This is a genomic window from Azospirillum sp. TSH64 (assembly GCF_003116035.1).
Lineage (GTDB): Bacteria > Pseudomonadota > Alphaproteobacteria > Azospirillales > Azospirillaceae > Azospirillum.
Genome location: NZ_LGQW01000015.1, coordinates 3,137,674 through 3,161,204, shown reverse-complemented (window position 1 = coordinate 3,161,204; position 23,531 = coordinate 3,137,674). Strand labels below are relative to the sequence as shown.

The window sequence follows — 23,531 nt, the reverse complement described above, 5'->3', positions numbered from 1 at the left end:
CGGCACGTCATCGATAACGAACGGTCTCCATCCTGACTGAACCCCGGCCCGACAGGACCGGGGTTTTTTCTGCGCTTGGACCGGCTTTCCCCCGAATTGGCTTTCCTTACGACGCCTCGGGCGTCAGCCAGCTGACCGCCGTGCCGCCGCCGGTGGAAGGCAGGGCGTCGTGCAGGGCCGGCAGCATCGCCTTGAGCGTCTCGTCGAGTTGCCAGGGCGGATTGACGATCAGGAGACCGGAGCCGTTCAGCCGAAGATGGGTGTCTTCGGGGTGCCAGGTCAGTTCGGCGATCAGCACTTTCGGAATGCCGGTCTTCTCCACCGCATCCTGGAACCGCCAGACAGCCGCGCGTTCCTTGATCGGATACCACAGGGCGAAGATGCCGGTGGACCAGCGGCGGTGCGCCAGCGCCAGCCCTTCCGCCATGCGGGCGAACTCGTCTGGCTGCTCGAAGGGCGGGTCGATCAGGACCAGCCCGCGCTTTTCCTTGGGCGGAAGATGGGCCTTCAGCGCTGCGTAGGCATCCGACTGATGGACGGCGACGGCGCGGTCTCCGGCGAATTCGGCCTTCAGTGTGTGGGCGTCGTCAGGGTGCAGCTCCACCAGCACCATGCGGTCCTGCGGGCGCAGGGCCGCGCGGGCGACGCGGGGGGAACCGGGGTACCAGCGCAGAGCCCCGTCCGGGTTCAGCGCCTGCACGGCGCCGAGATAGGGTGCCAGGGCAGGGTGCGGAAGGGAATGGCCGAACAGCCGGCCAATGCCCTCGTCGCTCTCCGCCGTCTTGCGGGCCGCTTCGGACGTCAGGTCGTAGCGGCCGATCCCGGCGTGAGTGTCGAGCACGCAGAAAGGCGCCGGCTTGGCGCGCAGATGATCCAGGATCAGCGCCAGGACGGCGTGCTTCATCACGTCGGCCGGGTTGCCGGCATGGAAGATATGGCGGTAGTTCATGCGTCGGGGTTTACCCGATCCGACAGCGCCGCGCCAGCGCTCTCACGGCTGCCTTCACGCAGCACGGCTATCGGTTGGTCGGCTGTCAGTTGATGGCCGCGACCTGCTGGGCATTGCGGAAGCTGCGGCGGGTGCGCGGGGCGACACTGACGGGATCGCTGTCTTCACAACGGGAGGAGGCGAGCAGCTTGGCGCTCTGCGTGTCCAGTTCGGACAGGCTCTGCCAGATCTTGCAGACATAAGCCTGGGCGCGGCGGCCCGAGCTGCCGTTGTAGCGGGTCAGCGCGGTCTTCCAGTTGCCTTCCTCGCCGTGGAAGCGGACGAGAAGCTGGCCGGCGTAAAACACGTTGTCACGCGGCTCGACGATCTTTTCCAGCGGCTGGAACTCGCCTCGGTGAGACGCGACCGAAAGCTGCATGCAACCGACATAGGTGTTGCTGCGAAGCTGGCCGCGATGGTCGCGCAGGTGGCGGGCAGCGTCGCTGACGTTGCGGGCATAATAGGGGCGACCCTGGACGCTCATCGCGAAGGGGTGGGGCGCGCCGTCCTGGCCGCTCTCAATCAGGGCGATGGCGACCAGCATGCCGGACGGAATGCCTAGCTTCTGCTCGGCTTCCACTGCGTGGGTGACGCAGCTTTCCTTCGACTGGGTCGCGCTTTGGGCCTGGGCCGTGCCGGAAACGGTCAGGACAGCCATGGAAGCCGTCAGCAGTCCCGCAGCCAGTGCGAAGCGTCCACACCCTGTGGCGCCTACGCGCTGATTTCGTCCCCGCATCCCAAACCTCCTTCTGCTGTCGCCCCGTGTTCTACGGCGGCTGTTTGACCCCCCGCGCGGGGCCGTTGTTCCGGTCACCGAGTCGCTTACGGCGACCGCCTCCTACCCAGATGTTCAGCGCCTCCCAATTGGGCGCCGGGGCCACACTTCCAAAAATTTGATCCATCGTCAACCCGCTTGCACCCTGGTAATACCACAGCTTTCGTCCGGCAGATGTCACGCCGGGCTCCGAAACGGACGGCTTAGGCCCTTCGACATGGGTAATAAGCCATTGAATTGCCACATTTCCCGGCGATAACGATAGGGTTAGCCAAGCTGGGTCCGCTATCCTTTTGAACAGGGTCCGCAAATAGGGCTACTGCGACCGCGTGTCGCCGGAATCACACTTCGGAAGGATTTTCGTTCCCCCCTTGCGCAGCGCAGCATGTTGCGGCAGTAAACTCCGCCGCCTTATTTCCCGGGACTCGGATGCCTGGGGATTGGCGGAGCCGCAGCGTCGCCCGGGACGGCCCGATGGCGGGCGGAGGCGGGTTCTCCGGGCCGGCGGCATCTCCCTGGCCGAAGCCCGACACCAGAGGACATTCATCCGTGTCAGCGGATCCCTCCTTCGGCGACGAGCCGCAAATCTACAATCTCGATCAAATGTTCCGGGATGGATATGACCGGCTCTATGCCGGGGATCATGCCGGTGCAGGGCTGGCATTCCGTACCACCGTCATTGTCGACCCCGCCAACGGCGAAGCATGGTCCGCACTGGCCGAAGCCGAAGGCGGACATGGTCCGGCGGGGCAGGCCGCAGCCTGTTTCCGGCGCGCCGTCACGCTTGAGCCGGGGAACTGGGGATGGCGGTCGATGCTTGCCGATGCGCTGCGGCAGTGCGGCAAAATCGATGCTGCACATGCGCTTTTCCACAGTCTGGCGGCGGAGCGCAGCGATTCGGCGCAGGTCCGACTCGGGCTCGGCCGCTGCCTCGCTGAACTTGGCCGGTCAGACGAGGCGTTGGAGGAGTTCCGGGAGGCAGTGGCTCTGCGCCCCAACGACCGCGATGCCGTGCTGGCACTGGCCGACGCACTGACCGCTTCCGGCGATGCACTGGCGGCGGTCGAACTGCTTCAGCCGCTCGCCCGCCGGTACGAGGGCGATCCGGCTGTTCATCATGCGTTGGGGCGCAACTGGCTTGTCCTTCGCGAACCGGTGAAGGCCCTGGCTGCCCTCCGTCACGCCCGGGACCGCGCGGAGGGGGAAGAGGCGGCGGCGATCGAACGGTCGATCGCCGCCCTGGAAGCCGGGGAGGGAGCCGACCTGTCGGCCGCCTATGTCCGCGCCCTGTTCGACCGCTATGCCGACCGCTTCGATCAGGATCTGGTCGGCAAGCTCGGTTATGCGGCGCCGGACCTGCTGCGCTCTGCGGTCGACCGGGCGATGCCCGGGGCCGCGGCATTGCGGATTCTCGATCTCGGCTGTGGCACCGGGCTGGCGGGGGTGACCTTCAAACCGCTTGCCGCACATCTGGCCGGGGTCGATCTGTCGCCGAGGATGGTCGAGAAGGCGCGCCAGCGCATGCTCTATGATGAGTTGAGTGTCGGCGACGTGGTGGAGGCGATGGAGCGGACGCCCGGCGGCTGGGACCTGCTGGTCGCCGCCGATGTCCTTGTCTATATCGGCGATCTCGCAGCCGTCTTCGCCGCGGCGGCCCGCGCTTTGGCGCCGGGAGGCAGTTTCGCCGCGACCGTGGAGCGTCTGGCCGACGAAGCGGCGGTCGATCCCTTTGTCCTCGGCGCCACCCGGCGGTATGCCCATGCCGAGGGCTATGTCCGGGAAACTGCACGCATGGCCGGGTTCACGATCCGCCTGATGGAGCCCTGCACTCCGCGCCGGGAGAAGGGCGTGCCGGTTCCCGGCCTGCTGTTCGTGGTGGAGCGGGCGGTGCCATAGGAGAGGCGCCGCAAACCTCGACATTCTCTTTGGCGGATGCCCCTAATCAGATGGCTTGGGTGTACCGGCCGCCATCGCCGGGCAGGCACCAGCGGGCATGCAGCTGACCCTTCGAATCGAAGCTGCATGCGATCCATCCGGCCCCCCGCAGCAGGCGTCGCCCGTTTTCCGCAAAGGGCGGCATCTCGAATCGGTGGGCCGGCAGGGGATGGTCGGGGCGGATCGCCAGTGGCTCAGCCAGTCGCGAGCGCCAACCGACCGGGCGGCCGGTCGCGGTGAATGTGGGGGTAAAGAGCTGCCACATCTCCAGCCCGCCACCGCGCAGCACGCCCCGCGCTCCCGCTCCGTCTGCAAGGCCACGCGATGCGACGGTGATTCGGCAGCCACTTCGCCGGGAAAAATCGCCCAGGGTGCGCAGCATCCGCTCCCAATCGGCATGGCGTCCGATCGACGACAAACGGTCTCCCAGCCGGTCGCCAAGTCGGTTGCGCATCCGGTCCGGGATTGCGCTTGCCAGGAGGTCGAGCAAGGCGGCGGCTGGAGACAAAAGCGGCCCACCGCTGACCAGGATCAGATGCCGGCATCCGGCGAAGCGGTCGAGCCAATCGGGCAGCAGGCTCCAGTCCCGTTCGGACAGCAGGCGCCGGCTGTTGCGGTCGGTCCACAGATCGAGGGCAAGAAGGCCGGCTTCGCCCAGGACGAAGCCCTGCGCCAGCGTTCCGCAGGCGGACCCCCACAGGCAATCCGGCGGGTTGTCCGCCACCGACCCGGTCTGGAACAGCTGGACCTGACGCCGCACCGCCATCAGCAACGGACGCAGGCTGCGCGATGTGGAGTCGCCCTCATCCCGGCTGCTCCAGGCGCCCGCCAGCAGACGGCCGAGATCGGCGCCATCCCACATCATCACCGACGGAATGGAGGCCAGCGCCGACGCCGCGGCGGCACCGCTCCAGACCCGAAGCATCCGGTCGAAGCCGGCGGTCATCAGCTCCTCCGCCACACCAGGCAGGGCGGGGCCGAGCCGTCGGGAGGCATCCGTCAGCAATCCCCGGGCCTGGGCGGAGGCTGACATCACCGCGTCGCCATCGATCTGCCCGCCTGCCTGAACCAACAGGTGATAGCGGTCGGCGGTATGCCGGGAGATCAGGTCCGGCCAGAGAGCGGTCGGCGCATTGGCGTCGGGACCGGCATCTTCACTCGTTCCGCTTCCATAAAGAATAGCGAGGCGGGGAAATGAATGACGGCCCGGAACGATCACGTTCCAGCGGGGACCGCCAGGGAAACCGTATGTGACATCGGTGTCGCGCATGCCGCGGGGAACGGCGAAGTCGAAGCGCCAGACTTGGCGGCGGCGCCAGACCATCAGGTGACGCGGCGGGACGGGCAGGGTGACGCCGTCCACCCGCAGATCGTCAGGCTCGACATCCCCATCCAGAACGAACAGCGCCGACAGCCACCAGCGGTCGCGCTGTTCTCCACGGAAATACAGGATTGGGCCGAGCAGGATGCTCGGCTCCGCTCGTCTGGGCGCCATGCTTCATCCGTCCGAACCGGCCCCTCCCCCAAAGATGGGCCTGCCGCATGCAATAGCGCAATGTGCTGCCGGACGGAGAGAAAATAACGCGGGGCGCGCCGGAGGGCCGTCAGCCGTTCCGCTTGCGCAGCAGCTCCAGCATTCGGGAGGGCACCTCTTCGCTCAAGACTGGGTCGTAAAGGCGATGAAGCTCCTCGACATGCTGGCGATGCTGAGCGAGCAGCGCCTTGGCGTCGGGATCGCTCTCGACCACGCTCTCGAATTCGGCACGCTCCCGGTCGTCCAGGGCGCCGTCCAGATAGGCGTTTATATCGGTCATCGTTACACGCTTCATCTCTGTCGTTCCCGGATGGGTCGCCGGGGTTCTCCCCTGGGACACGATCAACCGTGACACGTCCGGTGGCTCCACCGCTGGCGGACGGTTCGGCCGAAAGGACCCCTATCCCATCTTATGGGCATGATCCTCCGCCATACCAGTCCGACAAACGGCGCGATCATTGCTCACTTTCGAGGCGAGCAATCCGGCACTGCCATCCTCTTTCGCGTCGCCCGGCCAAGTAACAAGGCAATGTCGCCGATTGTTCCGGCGCTCTTCTGTGAGGAACGCCGTGCATTGGGGTTTGTTGTGAATGTGCAACTCATCCCATCCATACCCGAACGGCTTGCCAACCAAGGAGAATACCTATGGCTCAACAGGAAAGCAGGCAGCCGCCCCAGCATCAGGACACCCGGCCCGGCCATCAAGGTCCCATGGTACCGCAGCCCTCGGAAACCCGGCCCGGCTATCGTGGCAGTGGCAAGCTGCGTGACAAGGTTGCGCTGATCACCGGCGGCGACAGCGGCATCGGACGGGCCATCGCCGTGCTGTACGCCCGTGAGGGTGCGAAGGTCGGCATCCTGTACCTGAACGAGGATGACGACGCCCGTGAGACCCGCCGGCTGGTCGAAGCCGAAGGTCAACCCTGCACCATCCTGAGCGGCGACGTCGGCGACGAGGAGATCTGCCGCAAGGCGGTGGAGCAGCTTGTCGGCGAGCATGGCCGCATCGACATCGTCATCAACAACGCGGCCGAACAGCATCCGCAGAAATCGATCGAGGACATCACCGCCGAACAGCTGGAGCGCACCTTCCGCACCAACATCTTCGGCCAATTCCATATGGTGAAGGCCGCGCTGCCGCACATGCGCGAGGGAGGCTGCATCATCAACACCACCTCGGTCACGGCCTACAAGGGCAGTCCGGAGTTGCTGGACTACTCCGCGACCAAGGGGGCCATCGTCGCCTTCACCCGGTCGCTGTCGATGTCGCTGGCCGACCGCGGCATCCGCGTCAACGCGGTGGCGCCCGGTCCGATCTGGACCCCGCTGATCCCGTCCACCTTCGACGAGGAGAAGGTGGAGAAGTTCGGCAGCAACGTGCCGATGAAACGCGCCGGCCAGCCGGACGAGGTGGCGCCGGCTTATGTGTTCCTGGCGTCCGATGACTCTTCTTATATGTCCGGTCAGGTGCTGCACCCGAATGGCGGCACCGTTGTGAATGGCTGACGGACAGCAGGTGGAAGGCCTCGACGCCAGCGGCACCGGAGCTTCCCCCTGGTCATCCGACGCTGTCGGTGTCTCCAGGCCCCCCGGCGGGTATACGCGAACGCCCCCCGCAGGGGAACTGCGGAGGGCGTTCATGACCGATTTGGCGCTGACGTGGCGCCGACGTGGAGGATTTCCGGTGGATCAGGCGGTCATCAGGTTGTTCAACCGTTCCCGCGCCCGGCACAGGCGCGAGCGGATGGTGCCGATCGACACATTCAGCGTCTCCGCCGCTTCCTGATAAGGACGCCCTTCGATGGCGACCAGCTTGACGACCTTGCGCTGGCTGGGGGTGAGGGAGGAAAAAGCGCGGTCGACATCGCGGAAAACCAACCTCGACATCTGCGCCGCATCGACCGACATGGCGCCGTCCCACAGTTCCACCTTCGTCACATGGCGGTCGCGCTGCAGGTTGTTGAAGTGCAGGTTCTTCAGCATGGTGGTCAGCCATGCCTGCATGTTGGTGCCGGGTTCGAAACGATGCTGGCGCGACAAGGCGCGGGCCAGGCAGTCCTGCAGCAGGTCCTCTGCGGCGTTGGCGTCACGGGTCAGTTTGCAGGCATAGCGCTGCAGGTTCGGCATGCAGCGGATCAGTTCGTTCTCGAACGAGTACGCCATGGTCTTTCCTTCCTCCACGGTCTGTGTACGTCTCCCGCCGGCCTGGTCGGCGGCGGCACCCGTCGCGGTCAGGCGGGGCGCGGAGCGGGGACGGCGTTGGGCTTTCCGGCGCGCACGGGCGGCGCCGCCGGTTCGAAGGGCTGACAGTGCTTTTTCGATCTTGAGCGTTCAGGGAGCGGGCGTTCAGGGCATCCTGGGGATGGTCTCCCGGCTGCCCAGGGGCCGGCCCGTCATCCGGCGCGGGTCGGCTGCCCCTGCGGGGTGTTGCGGAACGATCCGGTCGGCGGTGGCGTCATTGAGGCGGTCCCGTTGTTGCCCGTCGTTGATCGTGTCGGGAGCTAAACGCACCGTGCGCCGGGGATGTTCCACCGCAGGATTCGGAAAGAGTGACATCGGTGGCAGAATCCAGCGATTCCGGTCCAGGTTCAGCTTGCCGGGCTTACCACCATCGAACGCGGATGCCGGTGCGACCCTGCAACAGTCAGTGGCCGGGACTCAGCAGCTTTTCCAGGCGCAGCGCCGCCATTCCGTCCTCGTAATAATCCGGATAGACGGAGAAACGGCGGTAGCCGGCAGCAGTATAGAGGGCGATTGCCGCAGCATTGTCCGCCCGCACCTCCAGCCTCATGCCGCGGCAGCCATGGTTGGCGGTGGCTTTCTCCAGGGCGGCGAGCAGGCTGCGGCCGAGTCCCTGCCCGCGTTCGTCGGGGGCCACGGCGAAGGAGGTCAGCCGGGCGAAGGGCGTCCCGGCGTGGAAACCGACAACCCCATAGGCACCGGGCTGATGGGCAAGCGACGCTTCCTGCACCTTCGGTACTTGGCGGTATGCCACAAGCACCACACCTTTTGCTTGCCGGATCGCATAACGGAAGTTGCGCTGCGTCATCCGGTCGGTCGCGAAGCTCTGCTCCTCGATCGCCAGCAGCGCAGGAATATCGGCCATTTCGGCGCGGCGGATGCCGATGCATGCTGCATCGCAGTGGACAGGATCGGATTCGTGACGCATCGTTGGTGGGAAATAGGGGAGGGGATGACAACCTACTCCCTTTTACCACAGCGAAACGACGGTATGCTCCATCTGGGAAAGCTTTGCTTAACCAACAGGGCAGACACTTCCCCCATATACGGAGCGCCGTCCTTCCAGCCGCCCGCTCCTATTGGCCTTTCACGCAGAAAGTCAGGACATGGACGCTCGGTTCAAATCTCGCGACATCGAACGCCGCAGCCTTGATGTCGATGGCCTCAAACGGTCGTTCCTGGAATGGCTGGTTTATTCGGTCGGCAAGGATGCCCGCGCCGCCACGCGCCGCGACTGGTTCCACACCGTGGCGCTGGCCGTGCGCGACCGCGTCGTCGACCGCTGGATGGACACGACCCGCAGCTATTACCATGAAGACGCCAAGCGCGTTTATTACCTTTCCCTGGAATTCCTGATCGGGCGCCTGCTGACCAACAGCCTGTCGAACCTGGGAATCGTGGACGAGTGCCGTCAGGCGCTCGACCGCCTCGGCCTGTCGATGGAGGATGTGGTCGACGCCGAGCCGGATGCGGCGCTCGGCAACGGCGGCCTCGGCCGCCTGGCCGCCTGTTTCCTCGACAGCATGGCCTCGCAGGGCCTGCCGGGGTACGGCTACGGCATCCGCTACGAGTTCGGCCTGTTCGAGCAGCGCTTCGAGAACGGCTGGCAGGTCGAATATCCCGAACAGTGGCTGCAATTCGGCAACCCTTGGGAATTCGCCCGTCCGGAGGTGCTGTATCCGGTCCAGTTCTACGGCCGCGTCGAGGAGTTCCGCGACAGCGTCGGCGAGCGCGCCTACCGCTGGGTCGATGCCGACCGCGTGCTGGCGATGGCTTATGACACGCCGGTCGTCGGGTTCGGCGGCGAGACGATCAACACGCTGCGCCTGTGGTCGGCCCGCGCCACCCGCGACTTCAACTTCGGCCACTTCAACGACGGCGCCTATATGAAGGCGGTCGAGCAGAAGATCCTGTCGGAGAATCTCAGCCGCGTCCTCTATCCCAACGACGCGACGGAGACCGGCAAGGAACTGCGGCTGAAGCAGGAGTATTTCTTCACCTCCGCCTCCTTGCAGGACATCCTGCGCCGTTATCTGCAGCACCACACCACCTTCGAGAACCTGCCCAACAAGGCGGCGATCCAGCTGAACGACACCCACCCGGCCATCGGCATCGCCGAACTGATGCGCCTGCTGGTCGATCAGCACGCCCTGCGCTGGGACGACGCGTGGGAGATCACTCGCGCCACCTTTGCCTACACCAACCACACGCTGCTGCCCGAGGCGCTGGAAGCCTGGCCGGTGCGGATGATCGAGCGGGTGCTGCCGCGCCACATGCAGATCATCTACGAGATCAACGCCAAGTTCCTGAACCGCACCAAGGCCAAGGCGGCAGGCGACAACGCCAAGCTGTCGCGCCTGTCGCTGATCGATGAGCGTGGCGAGCGCCGCGTCCGCATGGGCAACCTGGCCTTCCTCGGTTCGCACAAGGTCAACGGCGTGTCGGCCCTGCACACCGACCTGATGAAGCAGACGGTGTTCGCCGACTTCCACGAGGAATTCCCGGACCGCATCAACAACAAGACCAACGGCATCACCCCGCGCCGCTGGCTGAAGCAGGCCAACCCGGCCCTGTCGGAGCTGATCACCACCCGCATCGGCGAGGGCTGGATCTCCGACCTGTCGCAGATCGCGGCACTGCGCGAGAAGGCCGACGACGTGGTGTTCCGCGAGGAATTCCGCCGGGCCAAGCGCAAGAACAAGAAGCGTCTGGCCGCCTACATCGCCCGCCAGACCGGCGAGGAGGTGCTGGTCGACAGCATCTTCGACGTGCAGGTCAAGCGCATGCACGAATACAAGCGCCAGCTGCTGAACGTGCTGCACACCATCGCGCTTTACAACGAGATGCGCGACAACCCGACGGTCAGCTGGGTTCCGGTGACCAAGGTGTTCGCCGGCAAGGCGGCGCCGTCCTATCACATGGCCAAGCTGATCATCAAACTGATCAACGACGTCGCCAAGGTGGTGAACCACGACCCATCGGTGCATGACAACCTGAAGGTCGTGCTGCTGCCGAACTACAACGTCACCGCAGCGGAAATCATCATCCCGGCCGCCGACCTGTCGGAGCAGATCTCCACCGCCGGCATGGAGGCGTCGGGCACCGGCAACATGAAGCTGGCCCTGAACGGCGCGCTGACCATCGGCACGCTGGACGGCGCCAACGTCGAGATCCGCGAGCATGTAGGGGCGGACAACATCTTCATCTTCGGCATGACCGCGGATGAGGTGAACGACCTGCGCGCCAGCGGCGGCTTCAACCCGCGCGAGGTGATCGCGTCGAACCCCAGCCTGAAGCGGGCGCTCGACATGATCTCGACCGGCGCCTTCTCGCCGGACGACCGCAACCGCTACCACCCCATCGTCCAGGCGCTGACCGACGGCGGCGACCATTTCCTGGTGACGGCGGACTTCGCCGACTATTGCCGGGCGCAGGACGCGGCGATGCAGCTATACCGCGATCCGGAGGAATGGACCCGCAAGGCCATCCTGAACACCGCCAGCATGGGCTGGTTCTCGTCCGACCGTACGGTCAACGAGTATGCCGGAGAGGTCTGGGACGTACACCCGGTCAAGCCGAGCCATGACGGCGAGGGCTTCCGGTAAAGCCGGTAATTTCTGAAAGGGCGAACGCGCAGGTGCTTTACAATGCCTGCGCGTTCGGATAAGAAGGCGTCATGAACCGCAAGGCCATCACCATCACTACGACCAAAAAAGCGACTCGCTTCGGCGGGCAGCGTCGTGGTGCGTGCTGATCGGATCGACCAGCGTTTCTTCCACGAGGCAGGCCCCGCCGGACAACGGACGGGGCCTCGTCGTATCCGGGGTCCGCTGTCCGAACGACCGATAGGCCGGTCCGATCAACAGTGCGATAGACAGGACGGAACCCCGCCATGAGCAGCAGCAACGCCTCCGCTTCTTCCAAGTCCCTCCGCGTCGCCGTGGTCGGCGCCACCGGCGCCGTCGGCCGCGAGATGGTCAAGGTCCTTCACGACCGCAACTTCCCGGTGGCCGAACTCGGCCTGTTCGCCTCCGAGCGGTCCGCCGGCAAGGTGCAGGAGACCCCCTATGGCGCCCTGACCCTGACGGCCTTCGATGCCGCGGTGGTGAAGGGGTACGACGTTGTCCTGCTGGCGGTGTCGGGCGATTTCGCCAAGGCGCACGCCAAGGATCTGGCCTCGGCCGGCGCGCTGGTGATCGACAACAGCTCCGCCTTCCGCTACGACGCCGACATCCCGCTGATCGTTCCGGAAATCAACGCCCACGTCTTCCGCGAGGCGTACGCTGCCGGGTCGCGCCTGATCGCCAACCCGAACTGCACCACGGCCATCGCCGTCGTGGCGCTCGGTCCGCTGCACAAGGCCTTCGGCATCAAGCGCGCCATCGTCTCCACCTATCAGGCGACCAGCGGCGCCGGCGCCGAGGGCATGGCCGAGCTGGAAGAGCAGACGCGCAACCAGCTGGACGGCAAGCCGGTCACCAACAGCGTGTTCCGCCACCCGATCCCCTTCAACCTGATCCCCCAGATCGACGCCTTCCAGGAGAACGGCTACACGAAGGAGGAGATGAAGGTGACGTGGGAGACGCGGAAGATCATGGAGGTTCCGGACCTGCCGCTCAGCTGCACCGCCGTCCGCATCCCGACCTACCGCGCCCATTCCGAGGCCATCACGCTGGAGACCATCCAGCCGGTCACGCCCGACGCCGCCCGTGCCGTCCTGGCCGATGCCGCCGGCGTGAAGGTGGTGGACGATCCGGCCAACGGCGCCTACCCGATGCCGCTGAACGCCACCGGCCAGTATGACGTCGAGGTCGGCCGCATCCGCACCAACATCGTCTTCGGCGACCATGGCCTGGACCTGTTCGTCTGCGGCGACCAGTTGCTGAAGGGCGCCGCCCTGAACGCGGTGCAGATCGCCGAGCTGGCGCTGTAAGGCGACCGGCCAAGGTCGATCCCAGGTGCCGATCCCAAGGCTCTGGAATCCCAGGGCAGTCACTGCTATGTAATGCGACGGGGGCCGATGGGCGTGTTTCGCCTGCCGGCCCTTTCGCCGTTCGTACCGTATAACGCCTTCAAGTCACGGGATTCTGCGCATGTCCGAACTTCAGGACGCCGTCTCCCGCCGTCGGACCTTCGCCATCATCGCGCACCCCGACGCCGGTAAGACCACGCTCACGGAAAAGCTGCTGCTGTTCGGCGGTGCCATCCAGATGGCCGGTGCCGTCAAGGCGCGCGGCGAGCAGCGGCGCGCCAAGTCGGACTGGATGAAGGTGGAGCGCGAGCGTGGCATCTCGGTGACCGCCTCCGTCATGACATTCGATTTCGACGGGCGTACCTTCAACCTGCTCGACACGCCGGGCCACGAGGACTTCTCGGAGGACACCTACCGCACGCTGACCGCGGTCGACAGTGCGGTGATGGTGATCGACGGCGCGAAGGGCATCGAGGCGCAGACGCTGAAGCTGTTCGAGGTCTGCCGTCTGCGCGACGTGCCGATCATGACCTTCTGCAACAAGATGGACCGCGAGGCGCGCGATCCCTTCGACCTGATCTCGGAGATCGAGAGCGCGCTGGCGCTGGAGGTCACGCCGGCCAGCTGGCCCATCGGCATGGGCCGCGATTTCCTGGGCTGCTACGACCTGATCCGCGACCGGCTGATTCTGATGGACCGCAGCAAGGGCGACGAGATCGACGAGGGCATCGAGTGCAACGGCCTGGACGATCCCCGTCTGGACGAACTGCTTCCCGCCCACGCCGTCGTCAAGCTGCGCGAAGAGGTGGAGATGGCGCGCGGCCTGATGCCGGCCTTCGATCTGGAGGCTTATCGCGCCGGCCATCTGACTCCGATCTATTTCGGCTCCGCCATCAATAATTTCGGCGTGCGCGAGCTGCTGTCGGGCCTGGCGGAGAATGCCCCGCCGCCGCGCCCGCAGCCCGCCGATCCGCGCACCGTCGAGCCGGACGAGGAGAAGGTCACCGGCTTCGTGTTCAAGGTCCAGGCCAACATGGACCCGAACCATCGCGACCGCATCGCTTTCGTCCGTCTCTGCTCCGGCCGTTACAAGCGCGGTGCCAAGCTGAAGCACATCCGCTCCGGCAAGCTGATGGCGGTGAACAACGCCGTCCTGTTCCTTGCCCGCGACCGCGAGGTTGCGGAGGAGGCTTGGCCCGGCGACATCATGGGCATCCCCAACCATGGCAGCCTTCGCATCGGCGACACGCTGACCGAGGGCGAGGATCTGCGCTTCACCGGCGTGCCGAGCTTCGCGCCGGAACTGTTGCAGCGTGTCCGCCCCGACGATCCGATGCGGGTGAAGCACCTGCGCAAGGCGCTGGAGCATTTCGCCGAAGAGGGCGCGTCGCAGGTGTTCAAGCCGTTGACCGGCGCCGACTGGGTCGTCGGTGTCGTCGGCCAGCTGCAGTTCGAGGTTCTGGCCTCGCGCATCGAGGCGGAGTACGGCATCGCCGCTCGATTCGAGGGTGCCGGGCTGGACGCCGCCCGCTGGGTCGAGACCGACGACAAGGTTCAGCTGGAAAAGTTCATCGAGCTGAACCGCTCGGCCCTGGCCGAGGACCATGACGGCGCGCTGGTGTTCCTCGCCCGCAACGCCTGGCACCTGAACCGCGCGCAGGAGGATTTCCCTGCGCTGCGCTTCCTGAAGACACGCGAGCAGAACCGCAAGGTCCACACCGCCGCGTGACGCGAACGCCCGCTCTCGTGGCCCTGGCCGCGAAGCGGGCGTCCTTTCAGTAGAGAAATCTCAAAGACCCACCCTAGCGGATTGACGGCTTGACGGAGTCGGTCCGGTGGCGGAACGTGTGCCGATGTGTCAGATGGTTTCGACGCATAATCAACGTCCTCCGTCGGACGGGCACCGTTGGGAAAGAGGCGGACATGGCCGTGGGATTGGAAGAGCTTCTGGACACCGGCGGTTTCGTTCCCCATGGGGTCTGCCTGCTCTGGCGCCCCGACATCCTGATGCTGCATGTCGCGTCGGATGTACTGATCGGCCTGTCCTATTTCTCGATTCCGGTGGCCCTGATCTATTTCGTGATGCGCCGCCGCGACGTGGCCTTCGGCTGGATGGCGCTGCTGTTTGCGCTGTTCATCATCGCCTGCGGCACCACCCATTTCCTGTCGGTCTGGACCTTGTGGACACCCGACTATGTGCTCGAAGGTCTGGTGAAGCTGATTACCGCCTTCGCGTCGCTGGCGACGGCGGCGGCGCTCTGGTGGTTGATGCCGCGCCTGCTGGCCCTGCCAAGCCCGCGGGAGCTTGAGGCCAGCAACCGCGCGCTGGCGCTGGAGGTGGCAACCCGGCGCGAAATGGAGGCCCGCTATTCGGGCTTCTTCAACAATCTGGGCGAGGCGCTGTTCATCGTCCAGGTTCTTCCCGACGGTGACTTCGCCTATGAAGCCATCAACCCGGCATTGGCGCGGATCGGCGGATTGGACCCCGAACAGATGCGCGATCGCCGTGTCCGGGATGCGGTGAAGCCGGAACTGGCCGATCTGGTCATTCCCCGCTACACCTCCTGCCGCGACAGCGGCAAAGCCATCGATTACGAAGAGACGCTGGACATGCCGGCCGGCCAGCGCGTCTTCCACACCATGCTGGTGCCGGTCAAGGACGCCGCCGGCCGGGTCGTCCAGATCCTCGGCAGCGGCCGCGACGTGACCGAACGCAAGCGCTTGCAGGAAGAGGTGATCCAAACCTCCAAGCTGGCGACACTGGGCACGCTGGCTGCCGGCATGGCGCACGAGATGAGCCAGCCGTTGAACATCATCCGTCTGTGGACGGAAAACACCCTGGTCCGCCTGCATGACAATCTGCTCGAACCCGCCCGCGCGGAGAAGGCGTTGAAGCTGGTGATCGAGCAGACCGAGCGCATGGGCAAGCTGATCGACCATGTCCGCACCTTTGGCCGGCGGGACGGCGGCAGCATGCGCTCCTTCCATCCCGCCGACTGCGTTCAGAGTGCGGTCGAGCTTGTCCGCCATCAATATCGTCAGGAAGACATCGAGATCGTCGAGAAAGGCTGGGCGGCGCAACTGGCGGTATCCGGACGGCCACTTGAATTGGAGCAGGTGATCCTCAACCTGTTTTCGAACGCGCGCGATGCGATCATCGCGCTTCGTGCAACGGGTGGAGCAGCGGGACGCATCATGGTGGCGGTCGGCGACGATCCCAACGGGCATAGCGTGGTCATCCAGGTAACCGACGATGGCGGTGGGATCGATCCCGCGGTGCTGCCACAGATATTCGATCCCTTCTTCACCACCAAGGAGGTCGGCAAGGGATCCGGCCTGGGGCTGTCGATCGGCTATGGAATCATCGACAGCATGGGTGGGCGGATCGAAGCGCGCAACGTCGATCTGGAGGGGGGAGGCCGCGGCGTCCGCTTCACCATCACGCTGCCGAGCCAGCCGGTCTCCTCAGTCGACAGGGAGTTCTCGCATGCCTGATCGGTTCCATATCCTGATCGCGGAGGACGAGGTGCTGGCAGCCATGGCGCTGGAGGACTTCCTGTCCTTCAAGGGCTTCCGGGTGACCGTCGCCGCCAATGGGGCGGAGGCGCTGGAGCGCTTTGCCAGCGAGCGGATCCACGCGCTGGTGACCGACCTGCGCATGCCGCGCATGGATGGCGAGACGCTGATCCGGGAAATCCGTGAACGCGACACCACCCTGCCGGTGGTGGTGATGACCGGCTACCTGACGGAGGACAGCGACCTGAAGCAGGAGCGCTGGAAGCCGTTGGAGATCTTCAGCAAGCCGGTCAACCCGCGCACCATCTGCACCACGCTGCACCGTATGCTGGGCATACCGCTGGAGGCCTGAGGCGTTTCCCTTCAGTCTTCCAGCGGTTCGACGTCCACGCTGACGGTCAGGCCATGCCCGGCGCCGCCAAGCAGGACGCCGCGGGCCGGGCTGACATCGTCGTAATCGCGTCCCCAGGCCATCGTGATGAAGTCGCGGTTGGCGATGCAGGCGTTGGTCGGGCAGATGTCGAGCCAGCCGGCGCTTGCCCCGCACCAGACAGAGGCCCAGGCATGGCTGACGTCCGCGCCCACCAGCCGCGGCTGGCCGGGCGGGGGCAGGGTGCGCAGATAACCCGAGACATAGCGCGCCGGCAATCCGATGGCGCGGGCGCAGCCGACGGCGATATGGGCGAAGTCCTGGCAGACGCCGCGGCGGTTGCGCATCACGGCCGCCAGCGGAGTCGCGACCGTCGTGGCCGTGGGATCGAAGGCGAACTCATGGTTGATGCGGTTCATCAGGCTGATGGCCGCCGCGACCGCCGGACGGCCCGGCGTGAAGCTGCCCCGGACATAATCCAGCAGTTCGGGGCTGGAAGCGACCAGCGCGCTGTCGAAGCAGTATTGCGTGATCTCCGCACCGTCGTCCGGCCCGGTCAGGCCGCGCAGACTGTCGCGCACATGCTCCCACCCTGCCGAGTCGTCAGGCGCCAATGCTGGCGGATCGAACACCTCCACCTCGCTTTCGGCGATGACGGAGAAAGTCCGGTGCGGCTCCTGCACGGCGACGTAGGTGACGGTGTTGCCGAAATAATCGACCCGCTCCGTCCGCACGGCCGGAACCGGGTCGATGGTCATCAGGCTGCGCCGGATACGCTGGCGCGGGTGCGGCCGGGCGGTCAGGTGCAGCAGATGGTGGGAGATCGGCACATCCTCGCCATAGTCGTAGGCTGTGGCATGGCGCAGGCGATAGCGGGTGGAAAGACCGCTGCTGCCGGAAGCGGGAGCGGAGGGCGGAGGCGTCATCGCGTCAGGCCGATCTTGCGAAGGCATGGCTGAAATAGGCGTGAGCCAGGAAATTCGACACGTCCGGCAGCGTCATCGCCAACGTGTCCAGCAGCGTGCGCAGCGCCTCGCTGGAGGCCATGGCGTCGGTGCGTTCCAGGCTGTTGCGCGCGGCGGCGACGATGGCCAGCGCGCCGCCGGTCGGGTCCGTCCCGGTGCCGACGCCCTGGCTGGGCAGCGCCCGCATGTGCCGGTCGAGTGCCGCCAGCTGGAACGCCAGCGCGCGGGGATTGGCTTCCTCGCCCAACAGCAGGTCCAGCACGGGCGTGCGCAGCACGCTGGTCAGGTGGCGGGCGCGATAGGTCATCACGCTCTCGCCCAACTCCAGCAGCACCGACAGGGTGGCGGCCTGCATCGGCTCGTCCTGGCGGTCGAGATCGGCGACATGGACCCCGCGCATCAGCGCCACCATATGCAGCGACCGCTCGATCCGCCGGCCGATGTCGAGGAAGCGCCAGCCGGCCCCCCGCGTCATGCTATCCTGTTCAAGGCCGGAGAAGGCGGCCAGCATGATCATCGCGTCGTCCAGCCGCAGCAGCAGCGAGGCCGCGTCCATGCGTCCCTTCGGCTGCTGGGTCTGGCGGTCGATTGCCGACACCACCCGCCACATGTCCATCGACAGACGGTCGCGCACCGAATAGGCGGTGCGGTGCAGCCTCAGAACCTGGGCACGCAGGCTGTTCGGATGGTCCGGGTCCGTCACCGCCGCGTGCAGCGCGTCGCGCAGGCCGCGGCTGGTGCCGCTTTCCGTCACCCGCGCCAGTTCCGCGGGGATCATGCCGAGCGAGCCGAGCAGGTCGAGCAGCGGGCGTTGCTGCAAGGTGGCGCCCGGCATGTTGCTGTCGATCAGACGGCTTTGCGTCGCGCGCAGCAGGCGCAGCGCCCCCTCCGCCCGTTCGGCATAGCGGCCGAGCCAATAGAGGCCATCGGCGACGCGGCTGGGCAAGTCGTTGGCGGACGGTCGCGCACCGCTTGCCGTCGGCTCCATTGCCAGCGCCGACGGACGAGGTTGGTTGGCTGCCACGTCGGCACGCCGCGGCGCCAGGATCCAGGTATCCTTGCTGCCGCCACCGCTCTGCATCGACACGACCAGCCGTCCCGATTCGCTGGACACGCGGGTCAGGCCGCCGGGCATCACCGCATAGCCGCCGCTGGGGGTGGCGCAGAGGAAGACGCGCAGCACCAGCGGGCGCGGCTGGAGCCGGCCATCCTGCCAGACCGGAGCGGTGGAGAGCGCCATCTGCTCCTGCGCCACGAAATACCAGGGGCGGCGCTTGATCCGCTCGGTCAGGGCGGAGCGTTCGGCGGCCGACAGCTGGGCGCCGAAGATCGGCTCGAAGGACAGCGATGGGAAAGCCGGCTTGATCACCAGGCCGTCGAGATGGTCGATGACGTAGGCGCGTTCCGCATCGTTGCCGCACCACCAGCTGGCGACGCCGGGCAACCGCAGCTCTTCCCCCAGCAGATGGCGGCACAGCGTCGGCAGCGACGACTTCATCGCCATCGATTCCATCAGGCCGGAGCCGAGCGCATTGGCCATCACGACGGTGCCGGCCCGAACCGCCTCGATCAGCCCGGCGACGCCGAGCGAACTGTCGGCGCGCATCTCCAGCGGGTCGGCGAAATCGGCGTCGAGCCGGCGCAGAATCACGTCCACCTGCTCCAGCCCGGACAAAGTCTTCAGATAGACCGTCCGGTCGCGCACCGTCAGGTCCGCCCCTTCCACCAGGGTCAGGCCGAGATAGCGGGCGAGATAGACATGCTCGAAGTAGGTTTCGTTGTAGGGGCCGGGGGTCAGCAGCACCACGCGCGGCAACCGCCCGGCGGCGCTGGTCCGCGGCGCGATGGAGAAAAGCGTTTCCTTGAAGGTGTCGAAGAATCCGCTCAGCCGCTCCACCTGGCAATGGCGGAAGCTGTCGGGCAGGACCTTGGCGATCACCGCGCGGTTTTCCAGCGCATAGCCGCTGCCGCTCGGTGCCTGGGTACGGTCGGACAGCACCCACCAGCGACCGTCGGGTGCACGGGCGAGGTCGACGGCGTAGAAATGCAGATGGACGTCGTTCGGAACCCGGATGCCATGGACCGCGCGGCGGAAGCCGGGGTCGGCATGGATCACCGACGGCGGCAACCGGCCATAGCGGGTCAGCGTCTGCGGTCCATAGATGTCGGTCAGGATGGCGTTCAGCAGCGACGCCCGCTGGATCAGCCCCGATTCGATGGCCTTCCATTCATGGGCCGGCAGCAGAAGCGGCATCATGTCGAGCGGCCAGGGCCGCTCCATCCCGTTGGGATCGCCGTAGATGTTGTAGGTGACGCCGTTCTGGTGCAGAAGCCGCCGCGCTTCCTCCCAGCGTTGCGCCATCTGTTCGGAATCGAGCGGCCCCAGCGAACTCATGAAGGTCTGCCAGTGCGGCCGCAGCCGGCCCTGGCCGTTCACCATCTCGTCATAGACCTGTCCGGAACCATAGCCGATGGCGTCGGCCTCGCCGAACAGCGATCCCTGGGTGAAAGGGACCGGCGGCATCCCGGACGGGACCACGGATGCCGGCGCGCGGAATGGCTGATCGGGCTGGGACAAGGTCTGACTGGTGCGTATTGCCTATGAAGGAAGCAACAGTCTGAACGTCCCAGCCCGTCGATGCAAGGCCGGTGGGCCGGGGATCCATCCGAAAGAGGAAAGATTCCGTGGCGATCCCGTCATTGATGGATGATCGCAGGCCGATGTCCTGAAACGAAAAAACCGGAGCGCCGCGCAATGCGACGCTCCGGCTTGCCGGAAATTGCAGACCGATCCGACGCCGTCGGGTCGTCGGGACTCAGCCCCGCCGCAGATCCAGCGTCATCGGGAATTGCGGGTTGCGTTCCTCCGCCGGGCTGTCCATCGGGCCGGGGGTGTGGCCGAAGGGGAAGAAGCGGGCCAGACGGCGCCCCTCAGCCTCGTTGGCATTGACCGGGAAGGTCTCGTAGTTGCGTCCGCCCGGATGCATGACGTGATAGGTGCAGCCGCCGATGGACCGGCCGGCCCAACTGTCCAGGATGTCGAAGATCAGCGGGGTATGGACCGGGATCGTCGGATGCAGACAGGAGGGCGGTTGCCACGCGCGGTACCGCACACCACCGACGAACTCGCCCTCCACCCCGGTCGGGATCAGCGGCACGCGCCGGCCGTTGCAGGTGATGACATGGCGGGCGTCGATCAGGCCGGTGACGCGGACCTGCACCCGCTCCACCGAGCTGTCGACATAGCGCACCGTGCCGCCGCCGCCCGGTTCCTCGCCCAGGACGTGCCAGGGCTCCAGCGCCATGCGCAGTTCCATGGTGATGCCGCGCTGGTTGACATGGCCATAGACCGGGAAGCGGAAGTTGAAGTGCGGCGCGAACCAGCTGTTCTCCAGCGGATAGCCATGGTCGCGCAGATCCAGAAGCACGTCGGCCATGTCCTGTTGGAGGAAGTGCGGCAGCATGAAGCGATCGTGCAGGTCGGTGCCCCAGCGCACCAGACGGCCTTTGTAGGGGTGCTTCCAGAAGCGTGCGACCAGCGCCCGCATCAGAAGCTGCTGGGTCAGGCTCATCTCCGCATGCGGCGGCATCTCGAAGGCGCGGAACTCGACAAGGCCGAGGCGGCCGGTGGAGCTGTCAGGCGAATAGAGCTTGTCGATGCAGAACTCCGCCCGGTGGGTGTTGCCCTGCACGTCGACCAGCAGGTTGCGCAGCACCCGGTCGACCAGCCAGGGCGGGCAATTGCCGCTCGCCGCCGCCTGATCGATCTGGTTGAAGGCGATCTCCAGCTCATAGAGCTGGTCGTCGCGCGCCTCGTCCACCCGCGGCGCCTGGCTGGTCGGGCCGATGAACAGGCCGGAGAAGACGTAGGACAGGGCAGGGTGGTTCTGCCAGTAGGTGATCAGGCTGCGCAGCAGGTCGGGGCGGCGCAGGAAGGGGCTGTCGGCCGCGGTGGCGCCACCCATCACAACATGGTTGCCGCCGCCGGTGCCGCAATGGCGCCCGTCGATCATGAACTTCTCCGCCCCCAGGCGGGACTGGCGCGCATCCTCGTACAGGGTGACGGTGTTGCGCACGAGATCGTCCCAGCTGTGGGCCGGGTGGATGTTCACCTCGATCACGCCGGGGTCCGGGGTGACGGCCAGCGAGTTCAGCCGCGGATCCTTCGGCGGCTGGTAGCCCTCGATGACCACCGGCATGTCCAGCTCGACCGCCGTCGCCTCGATCTCCGCCAGCATCGCCAGATAGTCTTCCAGCGTGCTCATCGGCGGCATGAACAGGTGCAGGCGCCCGTTGCGCGCCTCGCAGCTCAGGGCGGTGCGCACCACCCACCAGGCCGACTTACCCTCTTCAGGCAGCTCGTCGCGGATTTCCGCCATGATGCGCTGGCGTTGCGCGATCCGCTTGTCGGTGTGGACGCCGCGGTCGGATTCCTGAACGGCGCCGCGGATCTCCTGCCGGCGCTGCACCGGATGCGGCGGCAAGGGGCCGCGATCCTCGAACGGGTCGGTTTCCCAGGCATAGGGATAGTCGGTCTTGGACACCCAGGGCAGGGACCCCAGCGGCAGGCGGTAGCCGACCGGGCTGTCGCCGGGGATCAGCAGCAGCTTTTCCTGGCGCAGCGGCCATGTGCTGGAGAGCCAGACCGGGCCCTGCTGGGTCATGCGCCGGTTGATCGGCAGGACGAAGCCAACCGGCTCCGCCAAGCCGCGGGTGAAGACATGCGCCAGCCGCTCCCGCTCCTCCTTGTCCTCCAGCCTGCTGTTCAGTGGATCGACATTGATGGGAAGCTGCGATTCCTTGCGCAGGTAGTGCCAGGGATCCTCATAGGCGCCGAGCACGAGGTTCGGGTCGAGGCCCAGCCGCTTCGCCAGCGCCATCAGGAAGACGCCGGCATCCTGCGCCGTGTGGCCGTAATCGGTGTCCTCGCGCGCCAGCAGGTCGCTGTTCGCCCACAGCGCCTCGCCGTCACGGCGCCAATAGACGGTCATCGCCCAGCGCGGCAGCGATTCGCCGGGATACCATTTGCCCTGGCCGAAATGCAGGAGGCCCCCGGGGGCGAAGCGCGCCATCAGCCGATGGATCAGGTCGGCGGCCATCCTGCGCTTTTGCGGACCGAGCGCCGTCGTGTTCCACTCGGCGCCGTCCATGTCGTCGATGGACACGAAGGTCGGCTCGCCGCCCATGGTCAGGCGGACATCCTCGGCCTTCAGAACCTCGTCGACGCGGTGGCCCAGCGCCTCGATGGCCGCCCATTGTTGGGGGCTGTAGGGCTTGGTGACGCGCGGCGCCTCGTAGATGCGGGTGACCGACATCTCATGGCCGAACTCGACCTCCGCCTCGTCGACGAGGCCGGAGATGGGGGCGGCGGAAGACGCATCGGGGGTACAGGCCAGCGGGATGTGCCCTTCGCCCGCCAGCAGGCCGGAGGTGGGATCGAGCCCGACCCAGCCGGCGCCGGGGAGGAACACCTCCACCCAGGCATGCAGGTCGGTGAAGTCGCTTTCCGGACCGGACGGGCCGTCCAGCGCCTTCTGGTCGGCGGTCAACTGGATCAGGTAGCCGGAGACGAAGCGGGTGGCCAGCCCCAGGTGACGCAGAATCTGCACCAGCAGCCATGCCGAATCGCGGCAGGACCCGGTGCGCTTGGTCAGCGTTTCCTCACAGCTCTGGATGCCGGGCTCCAGCCGGATGACGTAGCCGATGTCCTGCTGAAGCCGCTGGTTCACCGCAACCAGGAAGTCGATGGTCGGCGTCTTGTCCCGCGGGATGTCCGTCAGGTAGGCGGCCAGCTCGGCGCCCGGCACCTCCGTCTCCAGATACGGGCGCAACTCGCGCTGCAGCCAGTCCTCGTAGGCGAAGGGGATGTGGCTCGCCTTCTCTTCAAGGAAAAAGTCGAACGGGTTGATCGCGGCGATCTCGGCGACGAGATCGACTTCGACAACGAACTCTCGGGTCTTTTCCGGGAAAACGAATCGGGCCTGGAAATTCGATTGCGGGTCCTGCTGCCAGTTCAGGAAATGCTGCTTGGGCGTGACCTTCAGGGAATAGCTGAGGATCGGTGTCCGGCAATGGGGCGCCGGGCGCAGCCGGATGATCTGGGGGCCGAGGGAGACCGGCCGGTCGTAGCGATAGATCGTCTTGTGGTTCAGCGCGACGTGGATCGCCATTGAAAACCCCGCCTCATGCCTGTTCGATGATGTTCGCGCCATGGTTAGGTCCAGGGTCGCCACCG

Annotated in this window: 16 protein-coding genes; 7 read left to right on the top strand and 9 right to left on the bottom strand. The window is 66.3% G+C overall.

Annotated elements, in window-relative coordinates; all coding sequences use genetic code 11:
* Nucleotides 1-106 precede the first annotated feature (106 nt).
* On the bottom strand, nucleotides 107-949 hold the full coding sequence (rlmJ, locus tag TSH64_RS15815; protein ID WP_109446294.1) for a 23S rRNA (adenine(2030)-N(6))-methyltransferase RlmJ: 843 nt from the start codon (nucleotides 947-949) through the stop codon (nucleotides 107-109).
* Between the two features lie 85 nt (nucleotides 950-1,034).
* On the bottom strand, nucleotides 1,035-1,646 hold the full coding sequence (locus tag TSH64_RS15810) for a lytic transglycosylase domain-containing protein (RefSeq protein WP_247872968.1): 612 nt from the start codon (nucleotides 1,644-1,646) through the stop codon (nucleotides 1,035-1,037).
* Between the two features lie 666 nt (nucleotides 1,647-2,312).
* On the opposite strand from TSH64_RS15810, the gene TSH64_RS15805 reads away from it, so the two are divergent.
* Nucleotides 2,313-3,659 carry a tetratricopeptide repeat protein gene (locus TSH64_RS15805; protein WP_109446290.1) on the top strand — a complete coding sequence of 449 codons (1,347 nt, stop codon included), beginning with the start codon at nucleotides 2,313-2,315 and terminating at the stop codon, nucleotides 3,657-3,659.
* A 46-nt stretch (nucleotides 3,660-3,705) separates the two neighbouring features.
* Here the strand turns inward: TSH64_RS15805 and TSH64_RS15800 are convergent, their stop codons facing one another.
* Nucleotides 3,706-5,193, bottom strand: coding sequence for a hypothetical protein (locus TSH64_RS15800; protein WP_109446288.1), 1,488 nt, complete (start codon nucleotides 5,191-5,193; stop codon nucleotides 3,706-3,708).
* A 109-nt stretch (nucleotides 5,194-5,302) separates the two neighbouring features.
* The gene (locus tag TSH64_RS15795; protein WP_247872967.1) at nucleotides 5,303-5,512 is read right to left on the bottom strand and encodes a hypothetical protein; all 210 of its coding nucleotides are present in this window, start codon (nucleotides 5,510-5,512) and stop codon (nucleotides 5,303-5,305) included.
* A 365-nt stretch (nucleotides 5,513-5,877) separates the two neighbouring features.
* Between TSH64_RS15795 and TSH64_RS15790 the strand changes: the two genes are divergently transcribed.
* The gene (locus tag TSH64_RS15790; RefSeq protein ID WP_109446284.1) at nucleotides 5,878-6,738 is read left to right on the top strand and encodes an SDR family oxidoreductase; all 861 of its coding nucleotides are present in this window, start codon (nucleotides 5,878-5,880) and stop codon (nucleotides 6,736-6,738) included.
* A gap of 183 nt (nucleotides 6,739-6,921) precedes the next feature.
* Here the strand turns inward: TSH64_RS15790 and TSH64_RS15785 are convergent, their stop codons facing one another.
* Together TSH64_RS15785 and TSH64_RS15780 are read right to left on the bottom strand one after the other, a co-directional pair.
* Nucleotides 6,922-7,395 carry a sigma-70 family RNA polymerase sigma factor gene (locus TSH64_RS15785; protein WP_085089358.1) on the bottom strand — a complete coding sequence of 158 codons (474 nt, stop codon included), beginning with the start codon at nucleotides 7,393-7,395 and terminating at the stop codon, nucleotides 6,922-6,924.
* Between the two features lie 481 nt (nucleotides 7,396-7,876).
* On the bottom strand, nucleotides 7,877-8,338 hold the full coding sequence (locus TSH64_RS15780) for a GNAT family N-acetyltransferase (RefSeq protein WP_199237566.1): 462 nt from the start codon (nucleotides 8,336-8,338) through the stop codon (nucleotides 7,877-7,879).
* A gap of 241 nt (nucleotides 8,339-8,579) precedes the next feature.
* Between TSH64_RS15780 and TSH64_RS15775 the strand changes: the two genes are divergently transcribed.
* The 5 genes from TSH64_RS15775 to TSH64_RS15755 all read left to right on the top strand — a co-directional run bounded on the left by TSH64_RS15775 (nucleotide 8,580) and on the right by TSH64_RS15755 (nucleotide 16,313).
* The gene (locus tag TSH64_RS15775; RefSeq protein ID WP_109446280.1) at nucleotides 8,580-11,078 is read left to right on the top strand and encodes a glycogen/starch/alpha-glucan phosphorylase; all 2,499 of its coding nucleotides are present in this window, start codon (nucleotides 8,580-8,582) and stop codon (nucleotides 11,076-11,078) included.
* A 287-nt stretch (nucleotides 11,079-11,365) separates the two neighbouring features.
* Nucleotides 11,366-12,406 (top strand): aspartate-semialdehyde dehydrogenase, encoded by a 1,041-nt coding sequence (locus tag TSH64_RS15770; protein WP_109446278.1) that lies wholly within the window; start codon nucleotides 11,366-11,368, stop codon nucleotides 12,404-12,406.
* A 160-nt stretch (nucleotides 12,407-12,566) separates the two neighbouring features.
* Nucleotides 12,567-14,174, top strand: a complete 1,608-nt coding sequence (locus tag TSH64_RS15765; RefSeq protein ID WP_109446276.1) for a peptide chain release factor 3 — start codon at nucleotides 12,567-12,569, stop codon at nucleotides 14,172-14,174.
* Nucleotides 14,175-14,368: 194 nt separating this feature from the next.
* Nucleotides 14,369-15,940, top strand: a complete 1,572-nt coding sequence (locus TSH64_RS15760) for an ATP-binding protein (protein WP_109446274.1) — start codon at nucleotides 14,369-14,371, stop codon at nucleotides 15,938-15,940.
* Nucleotides 15,933-16,313 carry a response regulator gene (locus TSH64_RS15755; protein WP_109446272.1) on the top strand — a complete coding sequence of 127 codons (381 nt, stop codon included), beginning with the start codon at nucleotides 15,933-15,935 and terminating at the stop codon, nucleotides 16,311-16,313. The genes TSH64_RS15760 and TSH64_RS15755 overlap by 8 nt, the downstream gene beginning before the upstream one ends.
* Before the next feature lie 11 nt (nucleotides 16,314-16,324).
* On the opposite strand, the gene TSH64_RS15750 is transcribed toward TSH64_RS15755, so the two are convergent.
* The 3 genes from TSH64_RS15750 to TSH64_RS15740 form a co-directional block, all read right to left on the bottom strand.
* The gene (locus TSH64_RS15750; protein WP_109446270.1) at nucleotides 16,325-17,257 is read right to left on the bottom strand and encodes a transglutaminase family protein; all 933 of its coding nucleotides are present in this window, start codon (nucleotides 17,255-17,257) and stop codon (nucleotides 16,325-16,327) included.
* Nucleotides 17,258-17,261: 4 nt separating this feature from the next.
* Nucleotides 17,262-19,820 carry a circularly permuted type 2 ATP-grasp protein gene (locus TSH64_RS15745; protein ID WP_109446268.1) on the bottom strand — a complete coding sequence of 853 codons (2,559 nt, stop codon included), beginning with the start codon at nucleotides 19,818-19,820 and terminating at the stop codon, nucleotides 17,262-17,264.
* Nucleotides 19,821-20,112: 292 nt separating this feature from the next.
* Nucleotides 20,113-23,466, bottom strand: coding sequence for a transglutaminase family protein (locus TSH64_RS15740; protein WP_109446266.1), 3,354 nt, complete (start codon nucleotides 23,464-23,466; stop codon nucleotides 20,113-20,115).
* Nucleotides 23,467-23,531 lie beyond the last annotated feature (65 nt).

Coding starts and splice junctions, on each gene's coding strand:
- rlmJ (WP_109446294.1), bottom strand. CDS start 949: ATGAACTACCGCCATATCTTCCATGCCGGCAACCCGGCCGACGTGATG.
- TSH64_RS15810 (WP_247872968.1), bottom strand. CDS start 1,646: ATGGCTGTCCTGACCGTTTCCGGCACGGCCCAGGCCCAAAGCGCGACC.
- TSH64_RS15800 (WP_109446288.1), bottom strand. CDS start 5,193: ATGGCGCCCAGACGAGCGGAGCCGAGCATCCTGCTCGGCCCAATCCTG.
- TSH64_RS15795 (WP_247872967.1), bottom strand. CDS start 5,512: ATGACCGATATAAACGCCTATCTGGACGGCGCCCTGGACGACCGGGAG.
- TSH64_RS15790 (WP_109446284.1), top strand. CDS start 5,878: ATGGCTCAACAGGAAAGCAGGCAGCCGCCCCAGCATCAGGACACCCGG.
- TSH64_RS15785 (WP_085089358.1), bottom strand. CDS start 7,395: ATGGCGTACTCGTTCGAGAACGAACTGATCCGCTGCATGCCGAACCTG.
- TSH64_RS15780 (WP_199237566.1), bottom strand. CDS start 8,338: ATGGCCGATATTCCTGCGCTGCTGGCGATCGAGGAGCAGAGCTTCGCG.
- TSH64_RS15775 (WP_109446280.1), top strand. CDS start 8,580: ATGGACGCTCGGTTCAAATCTCGCGACATCGAACGCCGCAGCCTTGAT.
- TSH64_RS15770 (WP_109446278.1), top strand. CDS start 11,366: ATGAGCAGCAGCAACGCCTCCGCTTCTTCCAAGTCCCTCCGCGTCGCC.
- TSH64_RS15765 (WP_109446276.1), top strand. CDS start 12,567: ATGTCCGAACTTCAGGACGCCGTCTCCCGCCGTCGGACCTTCGCCATC.
- TSH64_RS15760 (WP_109446274.1), top strand. CDS start 14,369: ATGGCCGTGGGATTGGAAGAGCTTCTGGACACCGGCGGTTTCGTTCCC.
- TSH64_RS15755 (WP_109446272.1), top strand. CDS start 15,933: ATGCCTGATCGGTTCCATATCCTGATCGCGGAGGACGAGGTGCTGGCA.
- TSH64_RS15750 (WP_109446270.1), bottom strand. CDS start 17,257: ATGACGCCTCCGCCCTCCGCTCCCGCTTCCGGCAGCAGCGGTCTTTCC.
- TSH64_RS15745 (WP_109446268.1), bottom strand. CDS start 19,820: ATGCCGCCGGTCCCTTTCACCCAGGGATCGCTGTTCGGCGAGGCCGAC.
- TSH64_RS15740 (WP_109446266.1), bottom strand. CDS start 23,466: ATGGCGATCCACGTCGCGCTGAACCACAAGACGATCTATCGCTACGAC.